Here is a 25,381-nt window from a genome sequence, read left to right on the forward strand (position 1 = left end):
GGGCTGCCGTCCCCGGGATGTGCGGCCGGGGCCCGCGGCCCGGGGATTGCCGTCCCCCGGGAGGTGCGGCCGGGGGCCGGCGGCCCGGGGCTGTCGCCGGGTCAGGCCGCCAGTGGCGCCAGCCGCTCCTGCGGGCTCAGTCGCTTCAGGTGCGCGAAGTACTCGTACTGGCTGGGCAGCCTGCGCACCTCCGCCTCGGCCTGAGCCTTGACGAGGGCGAACTCGGCGTCCGCGGCGGTGTCGTCCAGCAGGGCCAGCGACGGGGAGGGTGCGGTCTCGATGCCGCCGAGGCCGAGCAGCATGGCCGTGTACGAGTACGGCTCGAACCCGTGGTAGCGGGGGAAGACGGTGTTGCTGTCGGGCAGCTTCACCTTCCACTGCTCGATGCGCTCGGCCAGGCTGTCGGGCATCGGCCGGTTCTTGGTGTCCTTCCAGTACTGGTTGTCGGCGCGCTTGGCCGCGTAGTAGTGCAGGACGAGGAACTCCCGTACGCCGTCCATCACCCCGGCGACCTGCCGGTTGTAGGAGGCGCGCAGCCCGTCGTCGTTCCGGCCGCCGGGGAAGTGCTTGGTCAGCTGCTCGACGGCGTTCTGGATGAAGAAGATGCCGGTCGATTCGAGCGGCTCCACGAAACCGCTGGACAGACCGATGGCGACGCAGTTGTTCACCCACGACCGTTCACTGCGGCCGATGCGCATCCGGATGTGGTTGGCCTCCAGGCCCTCGGCCGCCGGGCCCACATGGGAGCGCAGCGTGCGCTCGGCCTCCTCGGGGGAGCAGTAGTCGCGGGCGTAGACATAGCCGGTGCCGATGCGGCCGAACAGCGGAATGGTCCAGATCCAGCCGGCGTCCTGCGCGGTGGCGGTGGTGTACGGGCTGATGCCGCGCGTCGCCATGTCGGCGGGGACGCGCAGCGCGACGGCGCTGTCGTTGGGGAGGGTGTCCTGGTACGACTGGAACGGCACGCCGAGGGTCTTGTTGAGCAGCATCCCGCGGAAGCCTGTGCAGTCGATGAAGAGGTCGCCGGCGATCTCACCGTGCTCCTTGGTCAGCACGTTGGTGATCCAGCCGCGTTCGTCGACGTGGATGTCCTTCACATCGTCGAGGACGTGCCGCACGCCCCGCTGTGTGGCCCACTTGGTGAGGTACTGGGCGAGCATCGCGGCGTCGAAGTGGTAGGCGTACGGGAACTGGGTGTTCTGCTCGGTCAGGGTGGAGCGGCCGGTGGGCTCCTGCGCGCCGCCCTCCAGTACGTCACGCGCGAGGAGGGCACCGCCAAGGCTGCGCGGCGAGCTCTTGGCGTCGCAGAGCGCGGCGATCACCGAGGTGTCCAGGTCGAAGCGGTCGCTGGGGCGTTTGTGGAGCCACCAGTCGGCCAGCGATACGCCCTCGACGACGCGGGGCCGCTCGAAGGGGTGGTAGAAGTGGCTGCCCGGCTTGCGCCAGTTCTCGAACCGGATCGCCAGCTTGTAGGTGGCCTGGCACTCGGGCATCCACTCGCGTTCGTCCAGCCCGAGATAGGCGAAGAAGTGGCGGACAGTGCTGAACGTCGCCTCGCCGACGCCGATCGTCGGCACATTCTTGGACTCGACGAGCGTCACGGAGATGCGGTCCTCGAAAGCCGCACGCAGATAGGACGCCGTCATCCAACCCGCTGTTCCGCCACCGACGATGACCACATTCTTGACCATTGTTCCTCGCTTCTGTGGGGAGCCGAAACGCACCGGCGAACGGACATCTGTTTCGCCTGGAACTCTTGCACCGGACCCGGCGCGCATCCGGCGCGCGAAAAGATCCCGGAAAGTTCCGAAGGACCGCGAAAGCAGGGGGAACGGGCTCGGGTACGGGACCACGCGGGGCTTCGCACCCGGTTGTGCGCCGCGTTGCGCACCGGGCTGAAAGAGAGCGGACAACAGCGAGGTGGGCCGGCGCGCGGAACGGTACGTTCGCCGCACCTGGGGCCGGAAACGGCGCGCCGTCGAGCGTCACCGGCGGCGCCTCACGCCGCACCAGCCGACTCGCGCAACACGGGTGACGTCACCATGACACCACTCCCGACCTGGGATGACACCATTCAGCTTGACGTGACACCACGATGACGCCATAGTGGCGTCATGGACATCACGCCGTACGTCGACAGTCTCCGGCGCGAGCTCATCGCCGTGGCGGGGACGGGCGCCGAGGAGCCGGCAGCCCTTGCCGAACGGCTCGTCGCGCCACTGGAGTCGGCGGCACGGCTGGCCCTGCTGGACGCGCTGACCACCGCCGCTGAGGAGATCAGCCGGGAGCTGCACCCTGGATCCGTCGGGGTGCGACTGCGCGGACGCGATCCGGAGTTCTTCGTGGCGCAAGCCACGGGCACACCGGCAACCGACGGCGCCATCCATGATGCCGTCGGCGCCATCAAGCTGCCTCCGGTGCCAGTGGCTTCCTCGTGGCCGCCGGCACCGGAGGCCGACGACAGCGGTACGTCCCGCATCACCCTGCGACTGCCCAACAGCCTCAAGTCCCGGGTGGACCAGGCCGCCGGGCACGGTGGCCTCTCCATCAACGCCTGGCTGGTGCGGGCGGTCGCAGGGGCCGTGGCGCAGGACGAACTCACCCGCGCCCAGCCGCGGGGGCGACGCGTCAATCAGCGCTTCACCGGCTGGGTGCGCTAGCCCCGGCCACGCACCGCACCGCCCACGACCAGAGACGAACGGGAACCCCCATGCCCAGCTACGAGACACCCGAGCCGATCTCGGCCGCCGTCCACCTGCCCGCCGGCACGCTCCGCCTGCTGACCACGGGGCGCGGCGAGACCTCCGTGGAGGTACAGCCCAGCGACCCGGAGAAGAAGAGCGACGTCCAGGCCGTGGAACAGACCAGGGTCGAATACGCGAACGGCAAGCTGAAGGTCAAGGCACCCAGGCAGCGCGGCAGCCAGAGCGGCATGCTCGACATCGTCGTCGAACTGCCCGACGGCTCCGACCTGGAGATCCGCAGCTCGTCCCTGGATCTGCGCAGCAAGGGCCGGCTGGGCGAGCTCCGGTGCCGCAGCGCCTCTGGCGACATCGATCTGGATGTGACCGGGCCGCTCGATCTGGACACGGCCAGCGGCGATGTCACCGTCAACCGGGTGACCGGCCGGATCGACGTCGAACTCGGCTCGGGCGACGTGCACATCCACGAGATCGACGGCTCCGGCTGCGTCAAGAGCTCCTCCGGGGATCTGCGCGTCGGCAACGTCACCGGCGAGCTGCGGCTGAACGCGGCCAGCGGCGACATCGCACTGGCCGTGGCACACGCCGACGTCCAGGCCAAGGCCGTCACCGGAAACATCGTGCTCGGCGAGGTGGCGCGCGGCTCGGTCGCCGCTGAGACCTCCACCGGGCAGCTGAAGATCGGCATCCGCGACAGCGTCCCGGCGTGGCTGGACCTGCACTCGCAGACCGGCAGCGTGCACAACGCGCTGGCCACCACGGACGGACCCGAGCAGGGCGAGGAGACCGTGAAGGTGGAGGCCAGGTCGCTCTCCGGCGACATCGTGATCCACCGCTCCTGAACCGGCCCTGCTGAGCCGCCGCTTCCATGCCGGGTCACCTACGCGCCCGCGCGGGCACCGCGCCCAGCGCACCCCGACAGGTACCGCATCAAGCCACTACACGAGAGAGAGACCACCATGCCCCCATCCGAAGCCGCGATCTCCGTGGCCGGACTGCGTAAAGCGTTCGGCTCCAAGGTCGTCCTCGACGGTATCGATCTGCACGTTCCGGCCGGCTCGATCTTCTCCCTGCTGGGCTCCAACGGAGCAGGCAAGACGACGACCGTGCAGATCCTCTCCACGCTGGTCCCCTTCGACGGCGGCACCCTCACCATCGCCGGGCACGACGTGGCCCGCCAGCCGAACGCGGTGCGCGCCACGATCGGGGTGACCGGCCAGTTCTCCGCGGTGGACAACATGCTCACCGGCGAGGAGAACCTGCGCCTGATGGGCGACCTGTGCCATCTGAGCCGCCGCCAGGGCAAGCAGCGCGCCCGGGAGTTGCTGGAGCAGTTCGATCTGGTGGAGGCGGCCGGAAAGCTGCCCGCCTTCTACTCCGGTGGTATGCGGCGCCGTCTCGACCTGGCGATGGGCCTGGTCGGCCGGCCGCGCATCCTGTTCCTGGACGAGCCCACCACGGGCCTGGACCCGCGCAGCCGCCGCACGATGTGGGAGACCATCCAGCGGCTGGTGAGCGAGGAGGGCGTCACCCTCTTCCTGACGACCCAGTATCTGGAGGAGGCCGATGAACTCGCCGACCGTATCGCCGTGCTGGACCAGGGGAAGCTCGTCGCCGAAGGCACAGCCGACGAGCTGAAGCGGCTGGTGGCGGGCGGGCACATCCGGCTCCAGTTCGCCGACCGTTACTGGCTCGACCAGGCGTACGCCGCGCTCGGGCAGGGCGTCAGGGACGACGAGGCGCTGGCTCTCAAGGTGCCCACCGACGGCAGTGTCCGCGCTCTCAAGAGTGTGCTCGACGACCTGGAGGTGCGCTCCGTCGAGGTGGCCGCCGTGACCGTGCACACCCCCGACCTCGACGACGTCTTCCTGACCCTGACCAGCCGCCCCGCTCCGCAGAAGGAGACCGTGCGATGAGCGCCATGACGATGACCCTGAGAGACTCCAGCACCATGCTCCGCCGCGATCTGCGGCACACCATGCGCAATCCGTCCTTCCTGATCGCCTCCATCGGTATGCCGGTGGTCATGCTGCTGATGTTCGTGGGGCTGTTCGGCAAGTCCCTCGGCGAGGGCGTGATGTCCGGCGGCAGCGGCGACTACATCGACTACGTCGCGCCCGGCATCATCCTGATGACCGGTGCTTTCGGCTCGGGTTCGACGGCGGTCTCCATCTGCCTCGACATGACCGAGGGCATCGTCGACCGGTTCCGCACCATGGCGATCGCCCGCTCCTCGGTGCTGACCGGGCAGGTCATCGGCAGCGTCGTCCGTGCCCTGATCAGCGTGGTGCTGGTCACCGGCGTGGCGTTCCTGATGGGCTTCGACCCGAACGCCACCGCCGTCGAATGGGCCGCGGCCGTCGGGGTCTTCGCGATGCTGACGTTCGCGCTCACCTGGCTGGTCGTCGCCTTCGGGCTGCTCACCAAGAACCCGGCCGGCGCCAACACCGCGACGATGCCGTTGCAGTTCCTGCCGTTCCTCTCCAGCGCGTTCGTGCCCACCGACTCGATGCCGACCGGGGTGCGCTGGATCGCCGAGTACCAGCCCTTCACCCCGGTCACCGAGACCATGCGCGGACTGCTACTGGGCGGCGAGATCGGCTCCAGCGCCTGGCAGTCCGTCGCCTGGTGCGCCGGTATCGCGCTGGTCGGTTACCTCTGGTCCAAACGTCTCTACAACACCAAGGCCGCGGTCCGCTGACCTCCACCTGGCGTGCACAGCCCGGAAGCAGAGTCGTCTGATACGGAAAGGGCGCTCATGTCCACCACGAAGTTTGACATCATGGACCCCTCCCTGGTGGAGGACCCCTTCGGCCGGTACGGGGAGCTGCGGGAACAGGAGCCGGTCTCCCCCATCGTCTATCCCGGCGTCGACGCGGTCATCTGGCTCGTCACCCGGCACGAGGACGTCAAGGCCGTGCTCAACGATCCACGCCTGGTGCGGGACCGCCGCAGCGTTCCCGGTATGGAAGGCCCGAGCATCACCGACCAGATGATCGAGACCTACGGTCTGCCCGAGGAGTACCGCGACTACTTCGAAGGCATGGTCATCATGGACGGCAAGAACCACGCCAGGCTGCGCACCCTGGTCACCCCGTCCTTCACCGTCCGCCGGGTCAGCGAACGCCGGGAGCGGGTCGCCCGGATACTGGACAACATTCTGGAGAACGTCGCAGGCCGGGAGCGCTTCGACCTGATCGAGGACGTGGCCTTCCCGCTGGCCGGGAACGTGGTCTGCGACCTGATAGGAGTCGAGGAGAGCGACTGGCCGCGGTTCCACCGGTGGATCCACGATTTCAACGTCGGCGACCCGTCGCTGCTCGTCACCTGCGTCCCGGAGATGGTCGAGTACACCAAGGCGCTCATCGCGCGGCGCAGGGCCGAGCCCGGTGACGACATGATCTCGCGGATGATCAGGACCAGCGACGACGACGGCGGGCGGCTCACCGACACCGAGATGGTGAACATGGTGCTGCTGCTCATCCACGCCGGGCACAACCCCACGGCGCACTTCGTCGCCAACGCGGTGCTCGCCTTCCTGGACAACCCCGACCAGCTCGAACTGCTGCGCGCCGACCCGGAGCTGGTGCCCAACGCGGTACGGGAGATGCTGCGGGTGGGCGGCTCCGTGCACCTGGTCGCACCGATGTACGCGACCGAGGACGTGGAGATCGCCGGCGTACGGGTGCGGCAGGGCGAGGCCGTGATGGCGGCGCTGGCCGCTGCCAACGGGGATCCGCGCAGGTTCCCGGAGCCGGAGCGGATCGATCTGCGGCGGGAGACGGGTCCCGGCGACGGCCATGTGGCCTTCGGGCACGGGCCGCACTACTGCCTGGGCGCGGCACTGGCCAAGATGACCGGCGAGGTCGTCTTCGACCGTCTGATCGTCAAGGAGCAGGGCCTGGCACTGGCGGCGCCGCGGGAGACGCTGCGCAGGCAGCAGATGCCGGGCGCCTACCAGTTGCTGAGTCTGCCGGTCCGGCTGTGACCCGCGGGTGAACCGTCGGGCACACCCGAAGGGGGTGGCGGAGGCCGAGCCTCCGCCACCCCCTCTCGCTGCTCGCGAGGAGCGCCTTCACCAGGCCACGGGCAGCTTCTGGAGGCCGTGGATGGTGGAGAACAGCTGGTCCTTCATGGCCACGTCCTCGGGCGCGATGTCGAGGCGCAGCGTGGGGAAGCGCTCGAAGAGCGCGGCGAACGCGATGCGCATCTCCACCCGGGCGAGCTGCTGGCCGATGCACTGGTGCACACCGTGCCCGAAGGCGAGGTGGCCGCGCGCGGACCGCGTCACGTCCAGGCTCTCGGGGTCCTCGTACTTGTCGGGGTCGCGGTTGGCCGCGGGGAAGGACATCATGACCGGCTGGCCCTTCTCGATGAGCCGGCCCTCGACCTCCACGTCCTCCAGGGCCACCCGGATCGGCCCGCGGTGCACGATGCTCAGATAGCGCAGCAGCTCCTCCACCGCGCCGTCCACCAGTTTCGGGTCCTTGCGCAGCGCGTCGGCCTGCGGGGGGTTGGTCAGCAGCGAGTACACGCCCAGGCCGATCATGTGGGTGGTGCTCTCGAAGCCGCCCGCGAACAGCGTCAGACCGATGTTGGTCAGCTCCTCGACGGTGAAGTCGCTGTCGTTGGCGATGCCGCTGAAGAGATCGTCCGTGGGGTTCTTGCGCTTGCTCTCGATGAGCGGCGGGAAGTAGCCGAGCATCGTGGCGAAGGCGTTCTGCACCTCCTCGCGGGTCGACTCGAAGCTGTCGGTGATCGCCATCGCCCGCTCGAAGTCGGCCCGGTTCTCCGCGGGGATGCCGAACAGGTCGCACATCACCAGGGAGGGGATGGGCAGCGCGAACGCCTGGATGAGGTCGACGGGCGGGCCCGCGACCTCCATCGCGTCCAGCGCCTCGTGGGTGACCTTGGCGATCCGCGGCTCCAGCTGATTCATCCGGCGGACGGTGAACTCGGCGATGAGCTTGCTGCGGTAGCGGGTGTGCTCGGGCGGGTCCATCCGGATGAAGGCGCCGGGCTCCGCCGGCACACCCTTGGTGGCGCCCGGCGCGTCGACCGGCAGGACCATCAGTTCCTGCTTGGCGCTGAACCGGGGATCGGCCAGGACGGTGCGTACGGCGGAGTAGCCGGTGGCGAGCCAGCCCTGGCGGCCCTCCGCGAAGGTCATCGGCCGCAGCGGATCCTCGTCCCGCAGCTCGCGCAGGATCGCGGGCGGATCGGCCGCGTTGGGTCGGGGCGCCGTGATGGGGTACGAGATCGACGCCGGGCATGTGCCGGTCATGGCGGGCTCCTTCACGTGACGGGCTGCTCGACGGTGTCGAGCGCGTGCGCGGGACAGCTCTGTATCGCCTGGTCGACGAGGGCGTGCTGGTCGGCGGGCGGTTGCTCGACGAGGACGTGCACGGTGCCGTCCTCGTCGTGCTGGTCGAAGATCTCGGGTGCGTTGAGCGCGCACAGGCCCGACCCGATGCAGGCTCCCCGGTCGGCGACGATTTTGAGGCTCATCAGCCGGCCATCGCTTCCCGGAGGCTCTTGGGACGCAGATCGCTCCAGTGCTCCTCGATGTACTCCAGGCACTTGGCGCGCTCGTCCTCCCCGAAGACGACCCGCCAGCCGGCGGGCACCTCCGCGAACGTGGGCCACAGCGAGTGCTGTTCCTCGTCGTTGACGAGGACGTAGAAGGTGCCTTCCTCGTTGTCGAACGGATTGGTGCTCACGGCTGCTCCTCGGTGCTCGTGGTGGGCAGGTCTGCTCGTCGGTACTGTCCGGTCGGTATGTATGGCCCGGTGCCGGCTGCCCGGCGCCGGTCGTTCGGTACTTGGTGCTCGGTACTGGTTGTTCGGTACTGGTTGGAGTGTCGTCAGCCGCCGCCGCGTGGTGGGCGGGCTCGACAGATTGACGAAGGGGGCCGCGGCGCCCGGCCGAGTGCTCGGCCGGGCGCCGCTCCGGTCCACTGGCCGGATTTGGGCAGTCGGAGGTCAGCGGTCGGTGCCGGAGCTCTCCCGGCCGAGCGCGGAGCTGACGATCCGGCCGATCTCGGCCGCCGGGCCCGGGTGGTACATGTCCTGGTGAGCGCAGTCGATGTCGTACTCGTGGACGGTGCCGCTGAGCAGCCGCCGCCACTGGGGCGCGTACGAGTCGTCCGGGTTGCGTGTCGCGTTGAAGAACAGCGCGTCGCCGTCGAAGGGAGGCGAGTCGTACTCCGCCACCAGCGCCACATGGTCGACCAGCAGCCGGGCGGCCACATCGAGGAAGGAGTCGTCGTCCTCCCCGGTGATATGGCTGACCCGGTCGGCGAGGAAGTCCCGGATGTACGCCTCGTCGGCCGCACCGTTGCGGGCGAAGTAGTCGCTCGTCACACAGTCCAGCAGGGCGAGCAGCGCCACCTCGTGCCCCTGCCTGCGCAGTTCGGCGGCCATGGCCTGGGCGAGGGTGCCGCCGAGAGACCAGCCCAGCAGATGGTAGGGCCCCTCCGGCTGGACGGCGCGGATCTGTTCGACGTAGTCGCCGACCATCTCCTCGGCCGAGGCCGGTACCGCGGAACCGTCGAAGCCGCGGGCCTGGATCCCGTACACCGGCCGGTCCTGGGGCAGATGGTCGGTGAACTCCAGGTAGCACCAGGCGAGTCCGCCGCCCGGATGGATCCACCACAACGGCTTCTCGCCGCCCTCGCCCCTGAGGGTCAGCACCACCCCGAACGGGTCGGTGTACGCCGTCGCGCTCTCCGGCGTCTGCGCGGTGGCGAACACGGTGGCGAGCCGGGCGACCGTGGGGTTCTTGAAGATCGAGCGGATCGGGAGACTCACGCCGAGCTCGGTGCGGATCCGGCTGAGCAGCCGGGTGGCGCGCAGGGAGTGTCCGCCCAGCTCGAAGAAGCTGTCGTCGATGCCGACCTTCTCCACCCCCAGCACCTCACCGAACAGCGCGGCCAGCGCCGCCTCCTGCGGGGTACGGGGCGCGCGGTAGCCGACGCCGCCGAACTCGGGGGCGGGCAGCGCCCTGCGGTCCAGCTTGCCGTTCGGGGACAGCGGGAAGCTGTCCAGCACGACGAAGGCGGCAGGCACCATGTACTCGGGCAGCCGCTGCGCGACGAAGCCCCGCAGTTCGGCGACGGACAACTCGGGAACAGCCGGTACGACGTAGGCGACGAGCTGGGGGCCGCCGCCGGGCGTGTCACGGGCGACGACGGCGGCCTGTGCGACGCCGGCGTGGGCCGCCACGGCCGCTTCCACCTCCCCCGGTTCGATGCGGAAGCCTCGGATCTTGACCTGGGTGTCGGCACGCCCGATGTACTCCAGCTCACCGTCGGCGTTCCACCGGGCCAGATCGCCCGTGCGGTACATCCGCGTACCAGGGGGGCCGAACGGGTCGGCGAGGAACCGCTCGGCGGTCGGACCGGGACGGTTGCGGTAGCCGCAGCCCACCCCGGTGCCCGCCATGTACAGCTCGCCGACGACCCCCTGCGGCACCGGCGCGAGACCGGGACCCAGCACATAGGCACGGAGGTTGTGCATCGGCCTGCCGATCGGGACGACCGGGCCCAGCGGGGTGCCCGCCGGCATCTCGTGCGTGGTGACGTAGAACGTCTCGCTGGGGCCGTACCCGTTGACGATCCGCACGTCGGGCCAGGCCTCCCGCAGCCGCTCCACCAACGGCGTGGTGAGCGCCTCGCCCGCGAAGACCAGGCTCTTGACCGACACCCGGCAGGCGAGCTGGTCGAGGAGTTCGGCGAACGCGGACGGTACGGAGCTGATGACGTCCACGTCCCAGTGCTCCCGCTCGCTCAACGCCAGTACGTCCCGGATGAGTTCGACACTTCCACCCGTGGTGAGCGGCGCGAACAGCTCGAAGGCAGCCACATCGAAACCGATGGACGTACTGGCCAGCATGCGCCAGCCGGTGGGCAGCCCCACCGAACGCACCAGCGCCGCCAGCCCATTGACCAGGTTCCGGTGCGTGATACCCACGCCCTTTGGCAGCCCGGTGGAGCCCGACGTATAGACGAGGTACGCCGGATGGCCGGTCCTCAGCGGGCGGATACGGTCGCTGTCCGTGAGGTCGCCGTCGGCCGCGCCGGTGGTGCTCCCCTCTTCGAGGACCGCGCTGCGGTCCAGCAGCAGGCGGGGCACAGCTGTCGCCCCGGCCCCCGGTGTATCCGGCGATCCCGGCGTCTCCGCCGTCTCCGGCGCTTCCGGCAGCACGGTGGCTGCCTCGCTGTCCGTGAGGATCAGTGCCGGGTCCGCGTCGCGGAGGATGTGCGTGAGCCGGCTGCTGGGGTAGGCCGGGTCGATCGGCACATAGGCAGCCCCCGTCTTGAGGACGCCGAGGAGCGCGACCGGAAGGTCCGGCACCCGCGGCAGCACAACCGCCACCACCGTGTCGGGCCCCACTCCCTGCCGCACCAGGTGCCGCGCGAGCCGGTTGGCCCGTGCGTTGACCTCGCCGTATGTCAGCGTCACGCCGTCGCGGACCACGGCGGGAGCGTCCGGGGCACGCCGCGCCTGCTCTTCGAACAGCTCCGCGACGGTGCGGTCCGGGACCTGCTCCGCAGTGTCGTTGAGGCCGTGCAGGACCTTCTCCCGCTCGCCCGGCTCCAGGATGTCGACGGCGCCGACCCGGGTGTGCGGGTCCTGCGCCAACCGCGTCAGTACGCGGCCGAAGCGGGCGGCCACCGTTTCGATGGTGTCCCGCTCGAAGAGGTGCCGCTGGTACTGGAGGGAGAGGGTGGGATGCGGGTCCGCGCCGGCCATCAGCATCACCGGGTAGTGGGTGCCCGAGAACGGACGCAGCCCGGTGAGGCGCACCCCTGCCGCCGCGTTGGCGTCGTCGAGGCCCACCCGGTCGACGGGATACGACTCGAAGACGATCAGCGTGTCGAAGAGGTTGGCCAGTCCGGTGCTCTGCTGGATGTCGGTCAGGGGACAGTAGTGGTGGTCGAGGAGTCCGGCTTGGTGTTCCTGGGTGCGCTGGAGTACGTCGGCGAGGGTGTCGCCCGCGTCGTAACGCACGCGGACCGGCAGGGTGTTGATGAACAGGCCCACCATGGAGTCCACGTCCGGCAGCGACGGGGGACGTCCGGAGACCGTGGCACCGAACACCACATCCTGCCGCCCGGTGAGCTGGCCGAGCAGCACCGCCCAGGTGCCCTGCACCAGCGTGTTGACGGTGACACCCAACTCCGCCGCACGACGAGTGAGCGCCCGTGCCTCCTCCGGTGCCAGCGGGACATCGGCCTGACCGATGCCCACCGCCTCACCCGCACCCTCACTCTCGCTTCCCGCATTCCCGGGTGCGAGGAGGGTGGGTTCTTCGACGCCGTCGAGTTCGGCAGCCCACGCCTGGACGGTCTCCTCCCGATCCTGCCGCTCCAGCCAGGCCAGAAAGTCCCGATACCCCCGCACCCGCGGCAGCCCGGACGCGTCACCGTGCGCGGCGTACAGCCGCAGCAGATCCTTGAACAGCACCGGAAGCGACCAGCCGTCGAACAGCGCATGATGCGCCGTCAACACCAACTCGAACCGCTCGGCCTCCAACGCCACCAACGACATCCGCACCATCGGCGGACACTCCGGATCGAAATGCCGACCATGGTCAGCTGTGAGGAAGCGCTCGAACTGCTCCGTACGTTCCTGGTCCGGAACGGCCGTGAGGTCCACGAACTCCCACGGCAGCTCGACCCCTTCGATCACCAGCTGCACCGGATTGCCCCGCGCGTCCTCCACGAAAGCCGTGCGCAGATTCGCATACCGGTCCAGCAGCGCCTGACCGGCAACACGCATCCGCTCCGCATCCACACGTCCGGCCAGATGGAAGACCAACTGCATCTGATACGCATCGAATCCCGCACCGCCGGCGGAATCCACCAGCTTGCTGTGGAACAACAACCCGGCCTGCAACGTCGACTGCGGCCAGATATCCACCAGCCGTTCGTACTGGGCCTCCCACACCTCGATCTCACCCTGCGACACACCCACCAACGGCACATCGGAGGGCGTCAGACGACCTGTTTCCGGGGCCTCGGTGACATGCCGGGCAAGACCCGACAACGCCTCCACCCACAACCCCGCCAACTCCTCCACCTCATCCGCGGCCAATAGCCCGGACGGGAAGGAGAACGCCGTACCCAGCTGTGGGCCCTCGGCGCCGTCCATGACGACGGCGCTCACGTCCAGGGTGGACAGCACGGGTAGTTCTGTACCGGGGGACGGGGCGAGTTCGCCGGTCTCCGGGGCTGGGCCGAAGCCGAGGCCGCGCAGATGCTCGGGCATATCGGTGCCGGAGAAACGGCCCAGGTAGTTGAAGCCGATCTGCCCAGTGGGGCGGTCCGCCAGTCGCGTACGCGTCTCTGCGTTGAGGTGGCGCAGCAGACCGAAGCCGATGCCCTTGTCCGGGACCGCCAGCAACTGCTCCTTGACCGCCTTCACGGCCCGCCCGGCAGCCGTACCGCCGACCAGGGCCTCACCGACATCCACTCCGGCGAGGTCGAGCCGCACCGGATACATGCTGGTGAACCAGCCCACCGTGCGGGACAGATCCGCCCCGGGCACGACCTCTTCCTCACGGCCGTGCCCCTCCAGCCGCAGCAACAACGAAGACGACGCCTCAACACCACGCCGCTCCCGCCACCGCGCCACCGCCAACGACAACCCCGCCAGCAGCACATCGTTCACACCACCACGGAACGCCGCAGGCACAGCGCCCAGCACGGATGCCGTCACATCCACCGGTACCCGCACCCGTACGGTCTCCACGGTGGAGGTCACATCGACGGCTCGGTCCAACTCCCGGGCACCCAGCAGCGGATCGGGGCCCTCCAGCACGCCCTCCCAGAAGGGCAGTTCGGCAACTCGGTCGGGATGGCGCGCTTCCTCCACCAGGGCGTGGGCCCAGCGCCGTGCGGAAGTAGCGACGGGCGGGAGGTCAGGGCTCTCGCCCTCCCGCACCCGCTCCCACGCCGCAGCGAGATCCGGACCCAGCACCCGCCACGACACACCGTCCACCACCAGGTGATGGGCAACCACCAGCAACCGGCCCGCCGCGTCGGCGTCATCCGGCTCGAACCACACCAGTTGGAGCATCACACCCGCGGCCGGGTCGAGGCGCAGCAGAGCCGAGTCCAGTTCGGCCGAGAGCATCCGCGCCCATGACGCCGCGTCGTGCCCACCAGCACACGGGATCCGACGGAGCAGCGCGTCCACATCCACGCTGCCCGGCGCAGCGACCTCCAGCACAGGCCCCTCGCCCGCGCCGTCTACGCCGTCCACCCCGTCCACCCCGTCCACCAGCCGGGACCGCAGCACATCGTGGTGGTCCACCACAGCGCGCACCGTCGCCACAAGCCCCTCGCGGTCGATCCCGGCAGGCAGCGTGAACGCCATCCACTGGGCGAAGTGGTCGAAGGCGGAGCTGGTGGACGACTCCCGTACGAAGTCGGCGATGGGCAGCAGGGGCGCGCCGCCGACGCCACCTCCGTCGAGCTCGGCGAGCACCGGCTTCCCGGTGCCGTCGGCGGCCTGGGCGACCTCGGCGAGTGCTGCGACGGTGCGGGCCTCGAAGACCTGCCGAGGGGTCACCTCCACGCCGGCTGCGCGGGCCCGCGAGACGACCTGGATGGAACGGATGCTGTCGCCGCCGACCGCGAAGAAGTCGTCGTCGACACCGACCCGCTCCACCCCCAGTACCTCGGCGAACACACCCGCCAAGGCGACCTCCACCGGATTGCCCGGCGCCCGGTACTCGCCGCCCGAGAACTCCGGCTCGGGCAGCGCCTTGCGGTCCAGCTTTCCGTTGGGCGCGAGTGGCAGCCGGTCCAGGACCATGAGGGCTCCGGGCACCATGTACTCGGGCAGGCGCGTGGAGAGGAACGACCGCAGCTGGGACGGGGACAGCCCGGCGTTGATGTCGATGTCGGCGGGAGTGTCGCTGCCGCTGCTGCCGCCACCGTTCTCGGCGCTGCTGTCGTCCCGGTCATCGGTTTCGTCCCGGTCAGTGGTTTCGGCTGTCACAGGCACCACGTAGGCGACGAGTTGTTTGCCGCCGTTGGTGCTGCCGGGCAGGTCGCGGGCGATGACCGCTGCCTGCGCCACGCCCGGGTGGGCGAGCAGCGCCGCCTCGGTCTCGGCAGGCTCGATACGGAAACCACGGATCTTGACCTGCGTATCGGCCCGACCCACGTACTCCAGCTCACCGTCCGCGTTCCAGCGGGCCAGATCGCCCGTGCGGTACATCCGCGCACCAGCCGCACCCAACGGATCCGCAACAAACCGCTCAGCCGTCAGCCCCGGCCGGCCGTGGTAGCCCCGGCCAATCCCCGCACCCGCCACATACAACTCCCCCACCACACCCGGCGGAACCGGCACCAACCCCGCACCAAGCACATAGGTACGCACACCGTCCAGCGGGGTCCCGATGGGCGCGCTGCCGGAGGACGGCAGTTCCCGGTCGGGAGACAGGGCGTAGGCAGTGGCGTAGTACGACTCGCTCTGGCCGTAGGCATTGACGATACGTACGCCGGGCAGCGCGGCCCGAGCACGTTCGACGAGGGCGGCAGGAAGTGGTTCGCCTGCGAACACCACTGCCCTGACCTGCGTCTTCTCAGCGACCTGGTCGAGGAGTTCGGCGAAGGCTGAGGGCACCGTGCTGATGACGTCCACATCCCAGCGCTCCCGCTCGGCCAACGCCAGCACATCCCGCACCACCTCGACCGAACCACCCGTCGACCACGTGGCGAACAACTCGAACACCGACACATCGAAGTTCACCGACGTACCCGCCAACATCCGCCACGGCACACCCCCACCCACCGCATCGACCAGACCGGGCAGACACACCGCCACATTGCCCTGCGTGATACCCACACCCTTGGGCACACCCGTCGACCCGGACGTGAACATCACATACGCCAGACCCCCCGCCGACACCGGATACCTGCGCTCCGCATCACTCAGATCGGAGCCATCCCCCTCCTCGAAAACCGCACCGCGATCCACGTACAACCGCTCCGCGCCAGAGTCCGGCAGCACACCAGCCGCCTCGCTGTCGGTGAGGATCAATGCCGGATCCGCCTCACGGAGAATCTGCGCCAGCCGACCGCTGGGATACGCCGGATCGATCGGCACATACGCCGCCCCCGACTTCAACACCCCCAACAACGCCACCGGCAGATCAACAGCCCGCGACACCGCCAACGCCACCACATCACCAGCACCCACACCACGACCGGCCAACACCCGCGCCAACCGATTCGCCCGCGCATTCACCTCCCCGAACGACAACCGCGAACCCCCACACACCACAGCCACCGCACCCGGCGACCGCCCAACCCACTCCTCGAACAACCCCACCAACGACACACCAGACCCATCACCACCAGCCGACGGCGCATGACGCTCAGCCAGCCACGCACGCTCCCCCACCGACAACACATCCACCGCACCCACCCGCGACAACGGGTCCGCGATCAACACCTCCAGCGCCCGTACGAAGCGCGCGACGAGGGTTTCGACAGTGCTGTGGTCGAACAGATCGGTGGCGTACTCGACGATGCCGTGCACTTCCCGCCCCTCGGGACCGGGCAGGTCGGCGAGGTTGAAGAACAAGTCGAACTTCGCGGTCCGGGTGGTGTGCGGCTGGAAGGCCACGTCCAGGCCGGGCAGCCGGACGTCACTGCGGTTGAAGTTCTGCCAGGCGAACATCACCTGGAAGAGCGGGTGGTACGCGGTCGAGCGGTCCGGGTTGAGCAGCTCCACCAGGCGTTCGAAGGGTGCGTCCTGATGGTCGTACGCGGCCAGTGCGCGGTCGCGTACCTGGTCCAGTACGTCCTCGAACGTGGGGTTGCCCGACAGGTCGACGCGCAGCACCCAGGTGTTGACGAAGAAGCCGATGAGGTCGGCGAGGCCCTCGTCCGTACGGCCCGCGATGGGCGAGCCGAGGGTGATGTCGTCGCCGCTGCCCATCCGGCCGAGCAGTACCGCGAGCGCCGACTGCAACACCATGGGCACGGTCACCCCGCGCTCCCGGGCCAGCTCCTCGACGGCTGTCAACAGCCGTGCGTCGAGCCGCAGGGCCAGGGCGCCGCCGCGGCGGCTCGCGACGGGCGGACGCGGCCGGTCGGTGGGCAGCGGCATGGGCTGCGGTACTTCGGCCAGCTCGTCGCGCCAGTACGCCAGCTGCTGCGCGAGCAGGCTGTCGGGATCGTCCTCCTCGCCCAGCAGCTCCTGCTGCCACAGCGTGTAGTCCACGTACTGCACGGGGAGTTCCGCCCAGTCGGGGGCGTGTCCCGCGAGGCGTGCCGTATAGGCCGTGGAGAGGTCCCTGGCCAGCGGTGCTGTGGACTCGCCGTCACCCGCGAAGTGGTGCAGCAGCAGCACGAGGACGTACTGGTCCGTGCCGGCGCGGCGCAGCACGGAGGCCCGCACGGGCAGCTCCGAGGAGAGGTCGAACGGATGGGTGAGTGCCGCCTCGACGGCCGCTGGCTCCTCATCAGGGGTGACGACCGTCAGCGGAACGTCCAGGGACAGCTCGTCGACGGGGACGACACGCTGGAACGGCGTCCCTTCGGCGTCCTCCTCGATCAGGGTGCGCAAGGTCTCGTGCCGCTGGACGACGTCGCGGAACGCGGCCCGCAGCGCCTCGATGTCCAGCCGTCCGGTCAGCCGTAGGGCGAGCGGGATGTTGTACGTCGCCGAGGGGCCCTCGAACCGGTGGATGAACCACAGGCGGCGCTGTGCGTAGGAGAGCGGTACCCGTTCGGGTCGCTCGGTGGCGCGCCGCAGCGGCGCGCGCGTCGGCGATCCGCTCGTGAGATGGACGGCCAGTTCTGCCACGGTCGGCGACTCGAAGACGAGCCGGATGGGGATCTCCGCACCGAACGCGCTGCGGACGAGACCGATCAGCCGGGTGGCGCGCAGGGAGTGGCCGCCCACGTCGAAGAAGTTGTCGTCGATGCCGATCCGCTCCAGCCCCAGCACCTCGGCGAAGATCCCGGCCAGGGTCTCCTCCGTGGCATTGCGCGGCGCCCGGTACTCGCCACCCCCGAACTCGGGCTCGGGCAGCGCCTTGCGGTCGACCTTGCCGCTGGCGTTGACGGGGAGTTCGTCCATGACGACGAATGCGGCCGGGACCATGTACTCCGGGAGTCGTCCGGAGAGGAATGCGCGCACTTCGGCCACGGAGAGCTGGGCGGGAGCCGGCGGCCCGGGAGAGCCAGCGTTGCCGCTGCCGCTGCCGCTGCCGCTGCCGCTGCCGCTGCCGCTGGGAACGAGGTAGGCGACGAGCTGTTTCCCGTCCCCCGCGCCGGGGGCCTGGCGGGCGACGACGGTGGCCTGTGCGACGCCGGGGTGCGCCAGCAGTGCGGCTTCGATCTCGCCGGGTTCGATACGGAATCCCCGCACCTTGACCTGGAAGTCGGCGCGCCCGATGTAGTCGATCGCCCCATCCGCCCGCCAGGTGACCAGGTCGCCACTGCGATACATCCGTGCCCCGGGCGGCCCGAACGGATCAGCCACAAACCGCTCAGCCGTCAGACCATGCCGCCCCAAATAACCCCGCGCCAACTGCACACCAGCCAGATACAACTCACCCGGCACACCCGCCGGCACCGGACGCAGCGCGGAATCCAGCACATACAGCCGCGTATTCCACACCGGCCTGCCAATCGGCACACTACTGGCACCCGGCTCCTCCCGATGCCGCCAATGCGACACCTCCACCGCCGCCTCCGTCGGCCCATACAAATTGTGCAACTCGACGCCAGGCAACACCCGCAGGAACTGATTGGCGAGTTCGACGGGAATTGCTTCTCCGGCCGCTTCAACACGGCGCAGGCTCGTGCAATTTGCCGCGGCCGGTTCGGCGAGGAACGCGGCCAGCATGGAGGGGGCGAAGTTGATCTCGGTGATCTGCTGTTCCTGGATCAGCCGGGCCAGATACGCCGGATCACGATGACCATCCGGCCGCGCGATCACCAACGTCGCACCCACCAACAACGGCCAGAAAATCTCCGGAACCGACACATCAAAACCCACAGACGTCTTCAACATCACCCGATGCGAAGCATCCAGCCCATACTCACCATGACCCCACTCCAACCGATTCATAATCGACCGATTGGACACCACCACACCCTTAGGACCACCAGTAGACCCCGACGTATAAATCGCATACGCCGCATGATCCGGCAACACCTCCACACCTGGATCCCCCTCCGAATACCCCGACGTATCCGGCAACTCCTCCAGCACCAACACCGGAGACGCATCAGCAACGATGTACTCCACCCGCTCCACCGGCTGATCCACCTCAATCGGCACATACGCCGACCCCGACTTCAACACCCCCAACAACGCCACCAACAAATCAACCGACCGCGGCAACCGCACCCCGACAAACGACTCCGCCCCGGCACCCCGCTCCAACAACCAATGCGCCAACCGATTCGCCCGCGCATTCAACTCCCCATACGAAACCCCCACACCCTCGAACACCAACGCCGTCCCACCCGGCGTCCGCCCCACCTGCTCCTCAAAACCACCCGCCAACGAACCATCCCGCAACACCCGACACTCACCACCACCAAACTCCAACAGGCGGTGACGTTCGGCCGGCGCGAGGATGTCCACGTCGCCGATGGTGAGTTGCGGGTCCGCGGCCAGTTGCTCCAGTACGCGGCCGAAGCGGGCTGCCATCTCCGCGATCGTCGCCTGGTCGAAGATGTGTTCCTGGTACTGGAGGGACAGGTTGGGGTGCGGATCGGCCTCGGCCATCACCATCAGCGGATAGTGGGTGCCGGAGAAGTGCCGCAGCCCGGCCAGCCGCACTCCCGCCTCGGCATTGGCGTCGTCCAGTCCGGCGCGGTCGATGGGGTAGGACTCGAAGACGACGAGCGTGTCGAAGAGGCTGGACAGGCCCGTGCTCTGCTGGATCTCCGCCAAGCCCAGATAGTGGTGGTCCAGGAGTCCAGCCTGGTGTTCCTGGGTGCGCTGGAGTACGTCGGCGAGGGTGTCGCCTGCCTCGTAAGTCACCCGGACGGGCAGGGTATTGATGAACAGGCCGACCATGGAGTCCACGTCCGGCAGCGACGGGGGACGCCCGGAGACCGTGGCACCGAACACCACATCCTGCCGCCCGGTGAGCTGGCCGAGCAGCACCGCCCAGGTGCCCTGCACCAGTGTGTTGACGGTGACACCCAACTCCGCCGCACGACGCGTCAGCAGGCGGGAGGTCTCGTCCGACACGTCGACGCCCACGGTCCCGATACCGGTGGCCCCGGCATGCGAAACGGTACGCGGTGCGAGGAGGGTGGGCTCTTCGACGCCGTCGAGTTCGGCAGCCCATGCCTGGACGGTCTCCTCCCGGTCCTGCCGCTCCAGCCAGGCCAGAAAGTCCCGATACCCCCGCACCCGCGGCAGACCAGAGGCGTCACCGTGTGCGGCGTACAGCCGCAGCAGGTCCTTGAACAGCACGGGAAGCGACCAGCCGTCGAACAGCGCATGATGCGCCGTCAACACCAGCTCGAACCGCTCCGCCTCCAACGCCACCAATGACATCCGCACCATCGGCGGACGCTCTGGGTCGAAATGCCGACCATGGTCAGTGGTCAGGAACCGCTCGAACTGCTCGGTTCGTGCCTGGTCCGGAACGGTTGTGAGGTCCACGAACTCCCACGGCAGCTCAACACCCTCGACGACCAACTGCACCGGATTGCCCCGCGCATCCTCCACAAAAGCCGTCCGCAGATTCGCATACCGGTCCAGCAACGCCTGGCCCGCAACACGCATCCGCTCCGCATCCACACGGCCAGCCAGATGGAAGACCAACTGCATCTGATACGCATCGAATCCCGCACCACCGGCGGAATCCACCAGCTTGCTGTGGAACAACAACCCGGCCTGCAACGTCGACTGCGGCCAGATATCCACCAACCCGTCGTACTGGGCCTCCCACTGCTCGATCTCACCCTGCGACACACCCACCAACGGCACATCCGAAGGCGTCAGACCACCCGCGTCCGGGGCCTCGGTGACATGCCGGGCAAGACCCGACAGCGCCTCCACCCACAACCCCGCCAATTCCTCCACCTCGGCGTGCGAGAACACACCTGTGGCGAAGGCGAACTGGGCGGTGAGTTCTTCACCGTCACCGCTGTCGGTGACGAGGGAGTTGATGTCCAGGGCAGCCATGACGGGCATGTCGGAGTCCGGGGCGGCGGTTAGTTCGCCGGCTTCGGGTGCGGGATGGAAACCGAGGCCACGCAGATGCTCGGGCATATCGGTACCGGAGAAACGGCCCAGATAATTGAAGCCGATCTGCCCGGTCGAACGACCCGCAAGCACCGCCCGCGTCCCGTCGTTCAAATACCGCAGCAGGCCGAAGCCGATGCCCTTGTCCGGGACCGCCAGCAACTGCTCCTTGACCGCCTTCACCGCACGCCCGGCAGCCACACCCCCGGCAAACGCCTCACCGACATCCACCCCGGCAAGATCCAGCCGCACCGGATACATGCTGGTGAACCAGCCCACCGTCCGCGACAGATCCGCCCCGGGCACGACCTCTTCCTCACGGCCATGCCCCTCAAGCCGCAGCAACAACGAAGACGACGCCTCAACACCACGCCGCTCCCGCCACCGCGCCACCGCCAACGACAACCCCGCCAGCAGCACATCGTTCACACCACCACGAAACGCCGCAGGCACAGCACCCAGCACCGACGCCGTCACATCCACCGGCACCCGCACCCGCACGGTCGCCACAGTGGAGGTCACATCGACGCCCCGGTCCAACTCCCGGGCACCCAGCAGCGGATCCGGGCCCTCCAGCACGCCCTCCCAGAACGGCAGCTCAGCCACCCGTTCCGGACGGTGGGCCTCCTCCACCAAGGCATGCGCCCAACGCCGCACCGAAGTGGCAACCGGCGCGAGATCAGGGCGCTCGCCCTCCCGCACCCGCTCCCACGCAGCAGCCAGATCCGGACCCAGCACCCGCCACGACACACCATCGACCACCAGGTGATGCGCGACCACCAGCAACCGGCCCGCCGCGTCGCCATCATCCGGCTCGAACCACACCAGCCGGAGCATCACACCGGCAGCCGGATCCAGCCCGGCCAAGGCCCCATCCAGCTCGGCGGACAGCAGCCGCCCCCACGCCGCCGTGTCGAGCCCACCGGCACACGGGACGCGACGGAGCAGCCCGTCCACATCCACACTGCCCGGCGCAGCCACCTCCAGCACAGGACCCTCGCCCGGGCCGTCGGCACCGTCTACGCCATCCGCGCCCTCCACCCCGTCCACCAGCCGGGACCGCAGCACATCGTGATGGTCGACCACAGCCCGCACCGTCGCCACGAGCCCCTCGCGGTCGATGCCCGGCGGGAGTTCCAGGGCGAGCCATTGGGCGAAGCGGTCGGAGTTGCCGCCCAGCTCTTTCAGATAGCGGGCCGCGGGCAGCAGGGGGACGGTGCCGACGCCGCCGCCTTCCAGTTCGGCGAGGGCCGGACCGCCGCCCCCACCCTCACCCACCCGCGCCGCCTCAGCCAGCTCCGCGACAGTCCGGCACTCGAACACCTGCCGCGGCGAGACCTCCACACCCACCGCACGCGCCCGCGACACCACCTGAATCGAACGAATGCTGTCACCGCCGACCGCGAAGAAATCGTCATCGACACCAACCCGCTCCAACCCCAGCACCTCGGCAAACACGCCTGCCAAAGCCGCCTCGACCGGATTGCCGGGAGCCCGGTACTCACCGCCTGAGAATTCCGGCTCGGGCAGCGCCTTGCGGTCGACTTTGCCGCTGGCGTTGACCGGCAGTTCGTCCATGACGACGAATGCCGCCGGCACCATATATTCCGGCAGCCGCCCGGACAGGAAAGCCCGCAGCTCAGCGGGGGTCGCGGAGGCAACACGCTCGCTGCCTGCGGGGTCTATAGCCTCCGCGGTGTCCGTCGTCGCCGGGACGACATACGCGACGAGCTGTTTCCCGCCGCCCTCACCTCGGGCCTGGCGGGCGACGACAATGGCCTGTGCGACGCCAGGGTGCGCCAGCAGTGCGGCCTCGATCTCGCCGGGTTCGATACGGAATCCACGCACCTTGACCTGGAAGTCGGCGCGCCCGATGTAGTCGATCGCCCCGTCCGCTCGCCAGGTGACCAGGTCGCCACTGCGGTACATCCGTGCCCCGGGCGGCCCGAACGGATCAGCCACAAACCGCTCAGCCGTCAGACCATGCCGCCCCAAATAGCCGCGCGCCAACTGCACACCAGCCAGATACAACTCACCCGGCACACCCGCCGGCACCGGACGCAGCGCGGAATCCAGCACATACAGCCGCGTATTCCACACCGGCCTGCCGATCGGCACACTACTGGCACCCGGCTCCTCCCGATGCCGCCAATGCGACACCTCCACCGCCGCCTCCGTCGGACCATACAAATTGTGCAACTCGACGCCAGGCAATACCCGCAGGAAGTTGTTCGCCAGCTCCACCGGCAGACCTTCGCCTGCCGCCTCCACCCGGCGGAGACCGGTGCACTCGGCGGCCTGGGGCTCCGCCAGAAATGCCGCCAGCATGGAGGGGGCGAAGTTGATCTCGGTGATCTGCTGTTCCTGGATCAGCCGGGCCAGATACGCCGGATCACGATGACCATCCGGCCGCGCGATCACCAACGTCGCACCCACCAACAACGGCCAGAAAATCTCCGGAACCGACACATCAAAACCAACAGACGTCTTCAACACCATCCGATGCGAAGCATCCAGCCCATACTCACCATGACCCCACTCCAACCGATTCATAATCGACCGATTGGACACCACCACACCCTTAGGACCACCAGTAGACCCCGACGTATAAATCGCATACGCCGCATGATCCGGCAACACCTCCACACCCGGATCCGCCTCCGAATACCCCGACGTATCCGGCAACTCCTCCAACACCAACACCGGAGACGCATCAGCAACGATGTACTCCACCCGCTCCACCGGCTGATCCACCTCAATCGGCACATACGCCGACCCCGACTTCAACACCCCCAACAACGCCACCAACAAATCAACCGAACGCGGCAACCGCACCCCGACAAACGACTCCGCCCCAGCACCCCGCTCCAACAACCAATGCGCCAACCGATTCGCCCGCGCATTCAACTCCTCATACGACACCTCCACACCCTCGAACACCAACGCCGTCCCACCCGGCGTCCGCCCCACCTGCTCCTCAAAACCACCCGCCAACGAACCATCCCGCAACACCCGACACTCACCACCACCAAACTCCAGCACCGCGCGCTCCTCGTCCGGGTCGAGGACGCGCAGCGTGCTCAGCGGCCGGCCGGGCCGGGTGACGAGCTGGCGCAGTACGCGTACGTACCGTTCGGCAAGTGCCTGGGCTGTGGTGCGTTCGAACAGGTCGGTGGCGTATTCGACGGTGCCGTGCACCGTGCGGGCGCCGTCCTCGGCGGCGGTGAGCTCGGAGAGGTTGAAGGACAGGTCGAACTTGGCCGTGGCGGTGCCCACCTGCTCCAGCGACACCTCCAGGCCGGGCAGCGCGAAGGAGGGCCACTCCTTCTGCCAGGCGAACATCACCTGGAAGAGCGGGTGGTACGCGGTCGAGCGGTCCGGGTTGAGCAGCTCCACCAGGCGTTCGAAGGGCGCGTCCTGGTTGTCGTAGGCGGTCAGCGCCTTGTCCCGAACCCGGTCGAGCACCTGGTCGAACGTGGGGTTGCCGGTCAGATCGATGCGGAGCACCCAGGTGTTGAGGAAGAAGCCGACCATGTCGGCCAGGGCTTCATCGGTACGCCCTGCGATCGGTGAGCCCATGGTGATGTCGTCACCGCTGCCGAGCTGCCCGAGGAGAACGGCGAGCGCCGCCTGCAGCACCATCGGCATGGTGGCGTTCCGCTCGCGGGCCAGCTTCTCGACGGTGGCGCACAGCTCCGCGTCGAGCGTGAACGTCACCGTGTCACCGTGGTAGCCGGCGACCGGCGGGCGGGGCCGGTCGGTGGGCAGCGGCATCGGCTGCGGTACGTCGGCCAGCTCGTCCCGCCAGTACGCGAACTGCTGCGCCAGCAGGCTGTCGGGGTCGTCCTCGTCGCCGAGCAGTTCCTGCTGCCAGAGGGTGTAGTCGATGTACCGGACGGGCAGTTCCGGCCAGTCCGGCTCACACGGGCCACCGCCAGCGCAGACCGCACCACCCGCGCCGCCCGTGCCTTCTCGTCGTACGGCGTACGCGGCCGAGATGTCCCTGGCCAGCGGCCCCGCCGACTCGCCGTCGCCCGCTATGTGGTGCAGCACCAGCGCGAGGGTGTGCACATCGGGGGCGCTACGGAAGAGCCGGGCGCGGAAGGGGATCTCCGCGCCCAGGTCGAAGGCGTGCGCGGCTGCCTCCGCCACGGCGGCCCCCGCCCCGTCCGGCGTCACCTCGACGACCGGCACCTCGAAGACCAGCTCCTCGACCGGTACGACCTGCTGGTACGGCACCCCGTCGGGGTCCTCGGCGATCAGGGTGCGCAGGCTCTCGTGCCGTATCACCACGTCCCGCACGGCGGCCCGCAGCGCCTCGGTGTCGAGGTCCCCGGTCAGCCGTAGGACGAGGGGGATGTTGTAGGTGGCCGACGGGCCATCGAAGCGGTGAATGAACCACAGCCGACGCTGAGCAAACGACAAGGGGATCATGCG

10 protein-coding genes are annotated in these 25,381 nt (G+C 68.8%); 5 read left to right on the forward strand and 5 right to left on the reverse strand.

The annotated features are described in order from the left end of the window. Positions 1 to 101: 101 nt before the first annotated feature. Complete coding sequence (locus tag ACQEU8_RS08940; protein WP_433098636.1) at positions 102 to 1,691, reverse strand: tryptophan halogenase family protein; 1,590 nt, start codon at positions 1,689 to 1,691, stop codon at positions 102 to 104. A gap of 423 nt (positions 1,692 to 2,114) precedes the next feature. Between ACQEU8_RS08940 and ACQEU8_RS08945 the strand changes: the two genes are divergently transcribed. From ACQEU8_RS08945 to ACQEU8_RS08965, 5 genes are all read left to right on the forward strand, one after another. After that, a complete protein-coding gene (locus tag ACQEU8_RS08945; RefSeq protein WP_433098638.1) occupies positions 2,115 to 2,660 on the forward strand; it encodes a hypothetical protein in 546 nt (181 codons plus the stop codon). 50 nt (positions 2,661 to 2,710) lie between these two features. Next, on the forward strand, positions 2,711 to 3,544 hold the full coding sequence (locus tag ACQEU8_RS08950) for a DUF4097 family beta strand repeat-containing protein (RefSeq protein WP_433098640.1): 834 nt from the start codon (positions 2,711 to 2,713) through the stop codon (positions 3,542 to 3,544). 117 nt (positions 3,545 to 3,661) lie between these two features. Then, positions 3,662 to 4,618 (forward strand): ATP-binding cassette domain-containing protein, encoded by a 957-nt coding sequence (locus ACQEU8_RS08955; RefSeq protein ID WP_433098642.1) that lies wholly within the window; start codon positions 3,662 to 3,664, stop codon positions 4,616 to 4,618. Further along, on the forward strand, positions 4,615 to 5,403 hold the full coding sequence (locus ACQEU8_RS08960) for an ABC transporter permease (RefSeq protein WP_433098644.1): 789 nt from the start codon (positions 4,615 to 4,617) through the stop codon (positions 5,401 to 5,403). The genes ACQEU8_RS08955 and ACQEU8_RS08960 overlap by 4 nt, the downstream gene beginning before the upstream one ends. Positions 5,404 to 5,460: 57 nt before the next feature. Continuing rightward, positions 5,461 to 6,690, forward strand: a complete 1,230-nt coding sequence (locus tag ACQEU8_RS08965; RefSeq protein ID WP_433098646.1) for a cytochrome P450 family protein — start codon at positions 5,461 to 5,463, stop codon at positions 6,688 to 6,690. An 87-nt stretch (positions 6,691 to 6,777) separates the two neighbouring features. Here the strand turns inward: ACQEU8_RS08965 and ACQEU8_RS08970 are convergent, their stop codons facing one another. The 4 genes from ACQEU8_RS08970 to ACQEU8_RS08985 form a co-directional block, all read right to left on the reverse strand. Further along, entirely contained in the window at positions 6,778 to 7,986 is a 1,209-nt protein-coding gene (locus ACQEU8_RS08970; protein WP_433098648.1) for a cytochrome P450, read from the reverse strand. An 11-nt stretch (positions 7,987 to 7,997) separates the two neighbouring features. Then, the gene (locus tag ACQEU8_RS08975; RefSeq protein ID WP_433098650.1) at positions 7,998 to 8,210 is read right to left on the reverse strand and encodes a ferredoxin; all 213 of its coding nucleotides are present in this window, start codon (positions 8,208 to 8,210) and stop codon (positions 7,998 to 8,000) included. Continuing rightward, a complete protein-coding gene (locus tag ACQEU8_RS08980; RefSeq protein WP_433098652.1) occupies positions 8,210 to 8,422 on the reverse strand; it encodes an MbtH family protein in 213 nt (70 codons plus the stop codon). Before ACQEU8_RS08980 ends, ACQEU8_RS08975 begins: the two co-directional genes overlap by 1 nt. Positions 8,423 to 8,683: 261 nt before the next feature. Beyond that, positions 8,684 to 25,378, reverse strand: a complete 16,695-nt coding sequence (locus ACQEU8_RS08985; RefSeq protein WP_433098654.1) for an amino acid adenylation domain-containing protein — start codon at positions 25,376 to 25,378, stop codon at positions 8,684 to 8,686. Positions 25,379 to 25,381 lie beyond the last annotated feature (3 nt).

Origin of the sequence: Streptomyces sp. CA-250714 (genome assembly GCF_050936705.1) — a bacterium.
Taxonomy (GTDB): domain Bacteria; phylum Actinomycetota; class Actinomycetes; order Streptomycetales; family Streptomycetaceae; genus Streptomyces.

What these genes read in the sequence shown, in the direction of transcription:
- ACQEU8_RS08940 (WP_433098636.1), bottom strand. Translation starts at nt 1,691, where the DNA reads ATGGTCAAGAATGTGGTCATCGTCGGTGGCGGAACAGCGGGTTGGATG.
- ACQEU8_RS08945 (WP_433098638.1), top strand. Translation starts at nt 2,115, where the DNA reads ATGGACATCACGCCGTACGTCGACAGTCTCCGGCGCGAGCTCATCGCC.
- ACQEU8_RS08950 (WP_433098640.1), top strand. Translation starts at nt 2,711, where the DNA reads ATGCCCAGCTACGAGACACCCGAGCCGATCTCGGCCGCCGTCCACCTG.
- ACQEU8_RS08955 (WP_433098642.1), top strand. Translation starts at nt 3,662, where the DNA reads ATGCCCCCATCCGAAGCCGCGATCTCCGTGGCCGGACTGCGTAAAGCG.
- ACQEU8_RS08960 (WP_433098644.1), top strand. Translation starts at nt 4,615, where the DNA reads ATGAGCGCCATGACGATGACCCTGAGAGACTCCAGCACCATGCTCCGC.
- ACQEU8_RS08965 (WP_433098646.1), top strand. Translation starts at nt 5,461, where the DNA reads ATGTCCACCACGAAGTTTGACATCATGGACCCCTCCCTGGTGGAGGAC.
- ACQEU8_RS08970 (WP_433098648.1), bottom strand. Translation starts at nt 7,986, where the DNA reads ATGACCGGCACATGCCCGGCGTCGATCTCGTACCCCATCACGGCGCCC.
- ACQEU8_RS08975 (WP_433098650.1), bottom strand. Translation starts at nt 8,210, where the DNA reads ATGAGCCTCAAAATCGTCGCCGACCGGGGAGCCTGCATCGGGTCGGGC.
- ACQEU8_RS08985 (WP_433098654.1), bottom strand. Translation starts at nt 25,378, where the DNA reads ATGATCCCCTTGTCGTTTGCTCAGCGTCGGCTGTGGTTCATTCACCGC.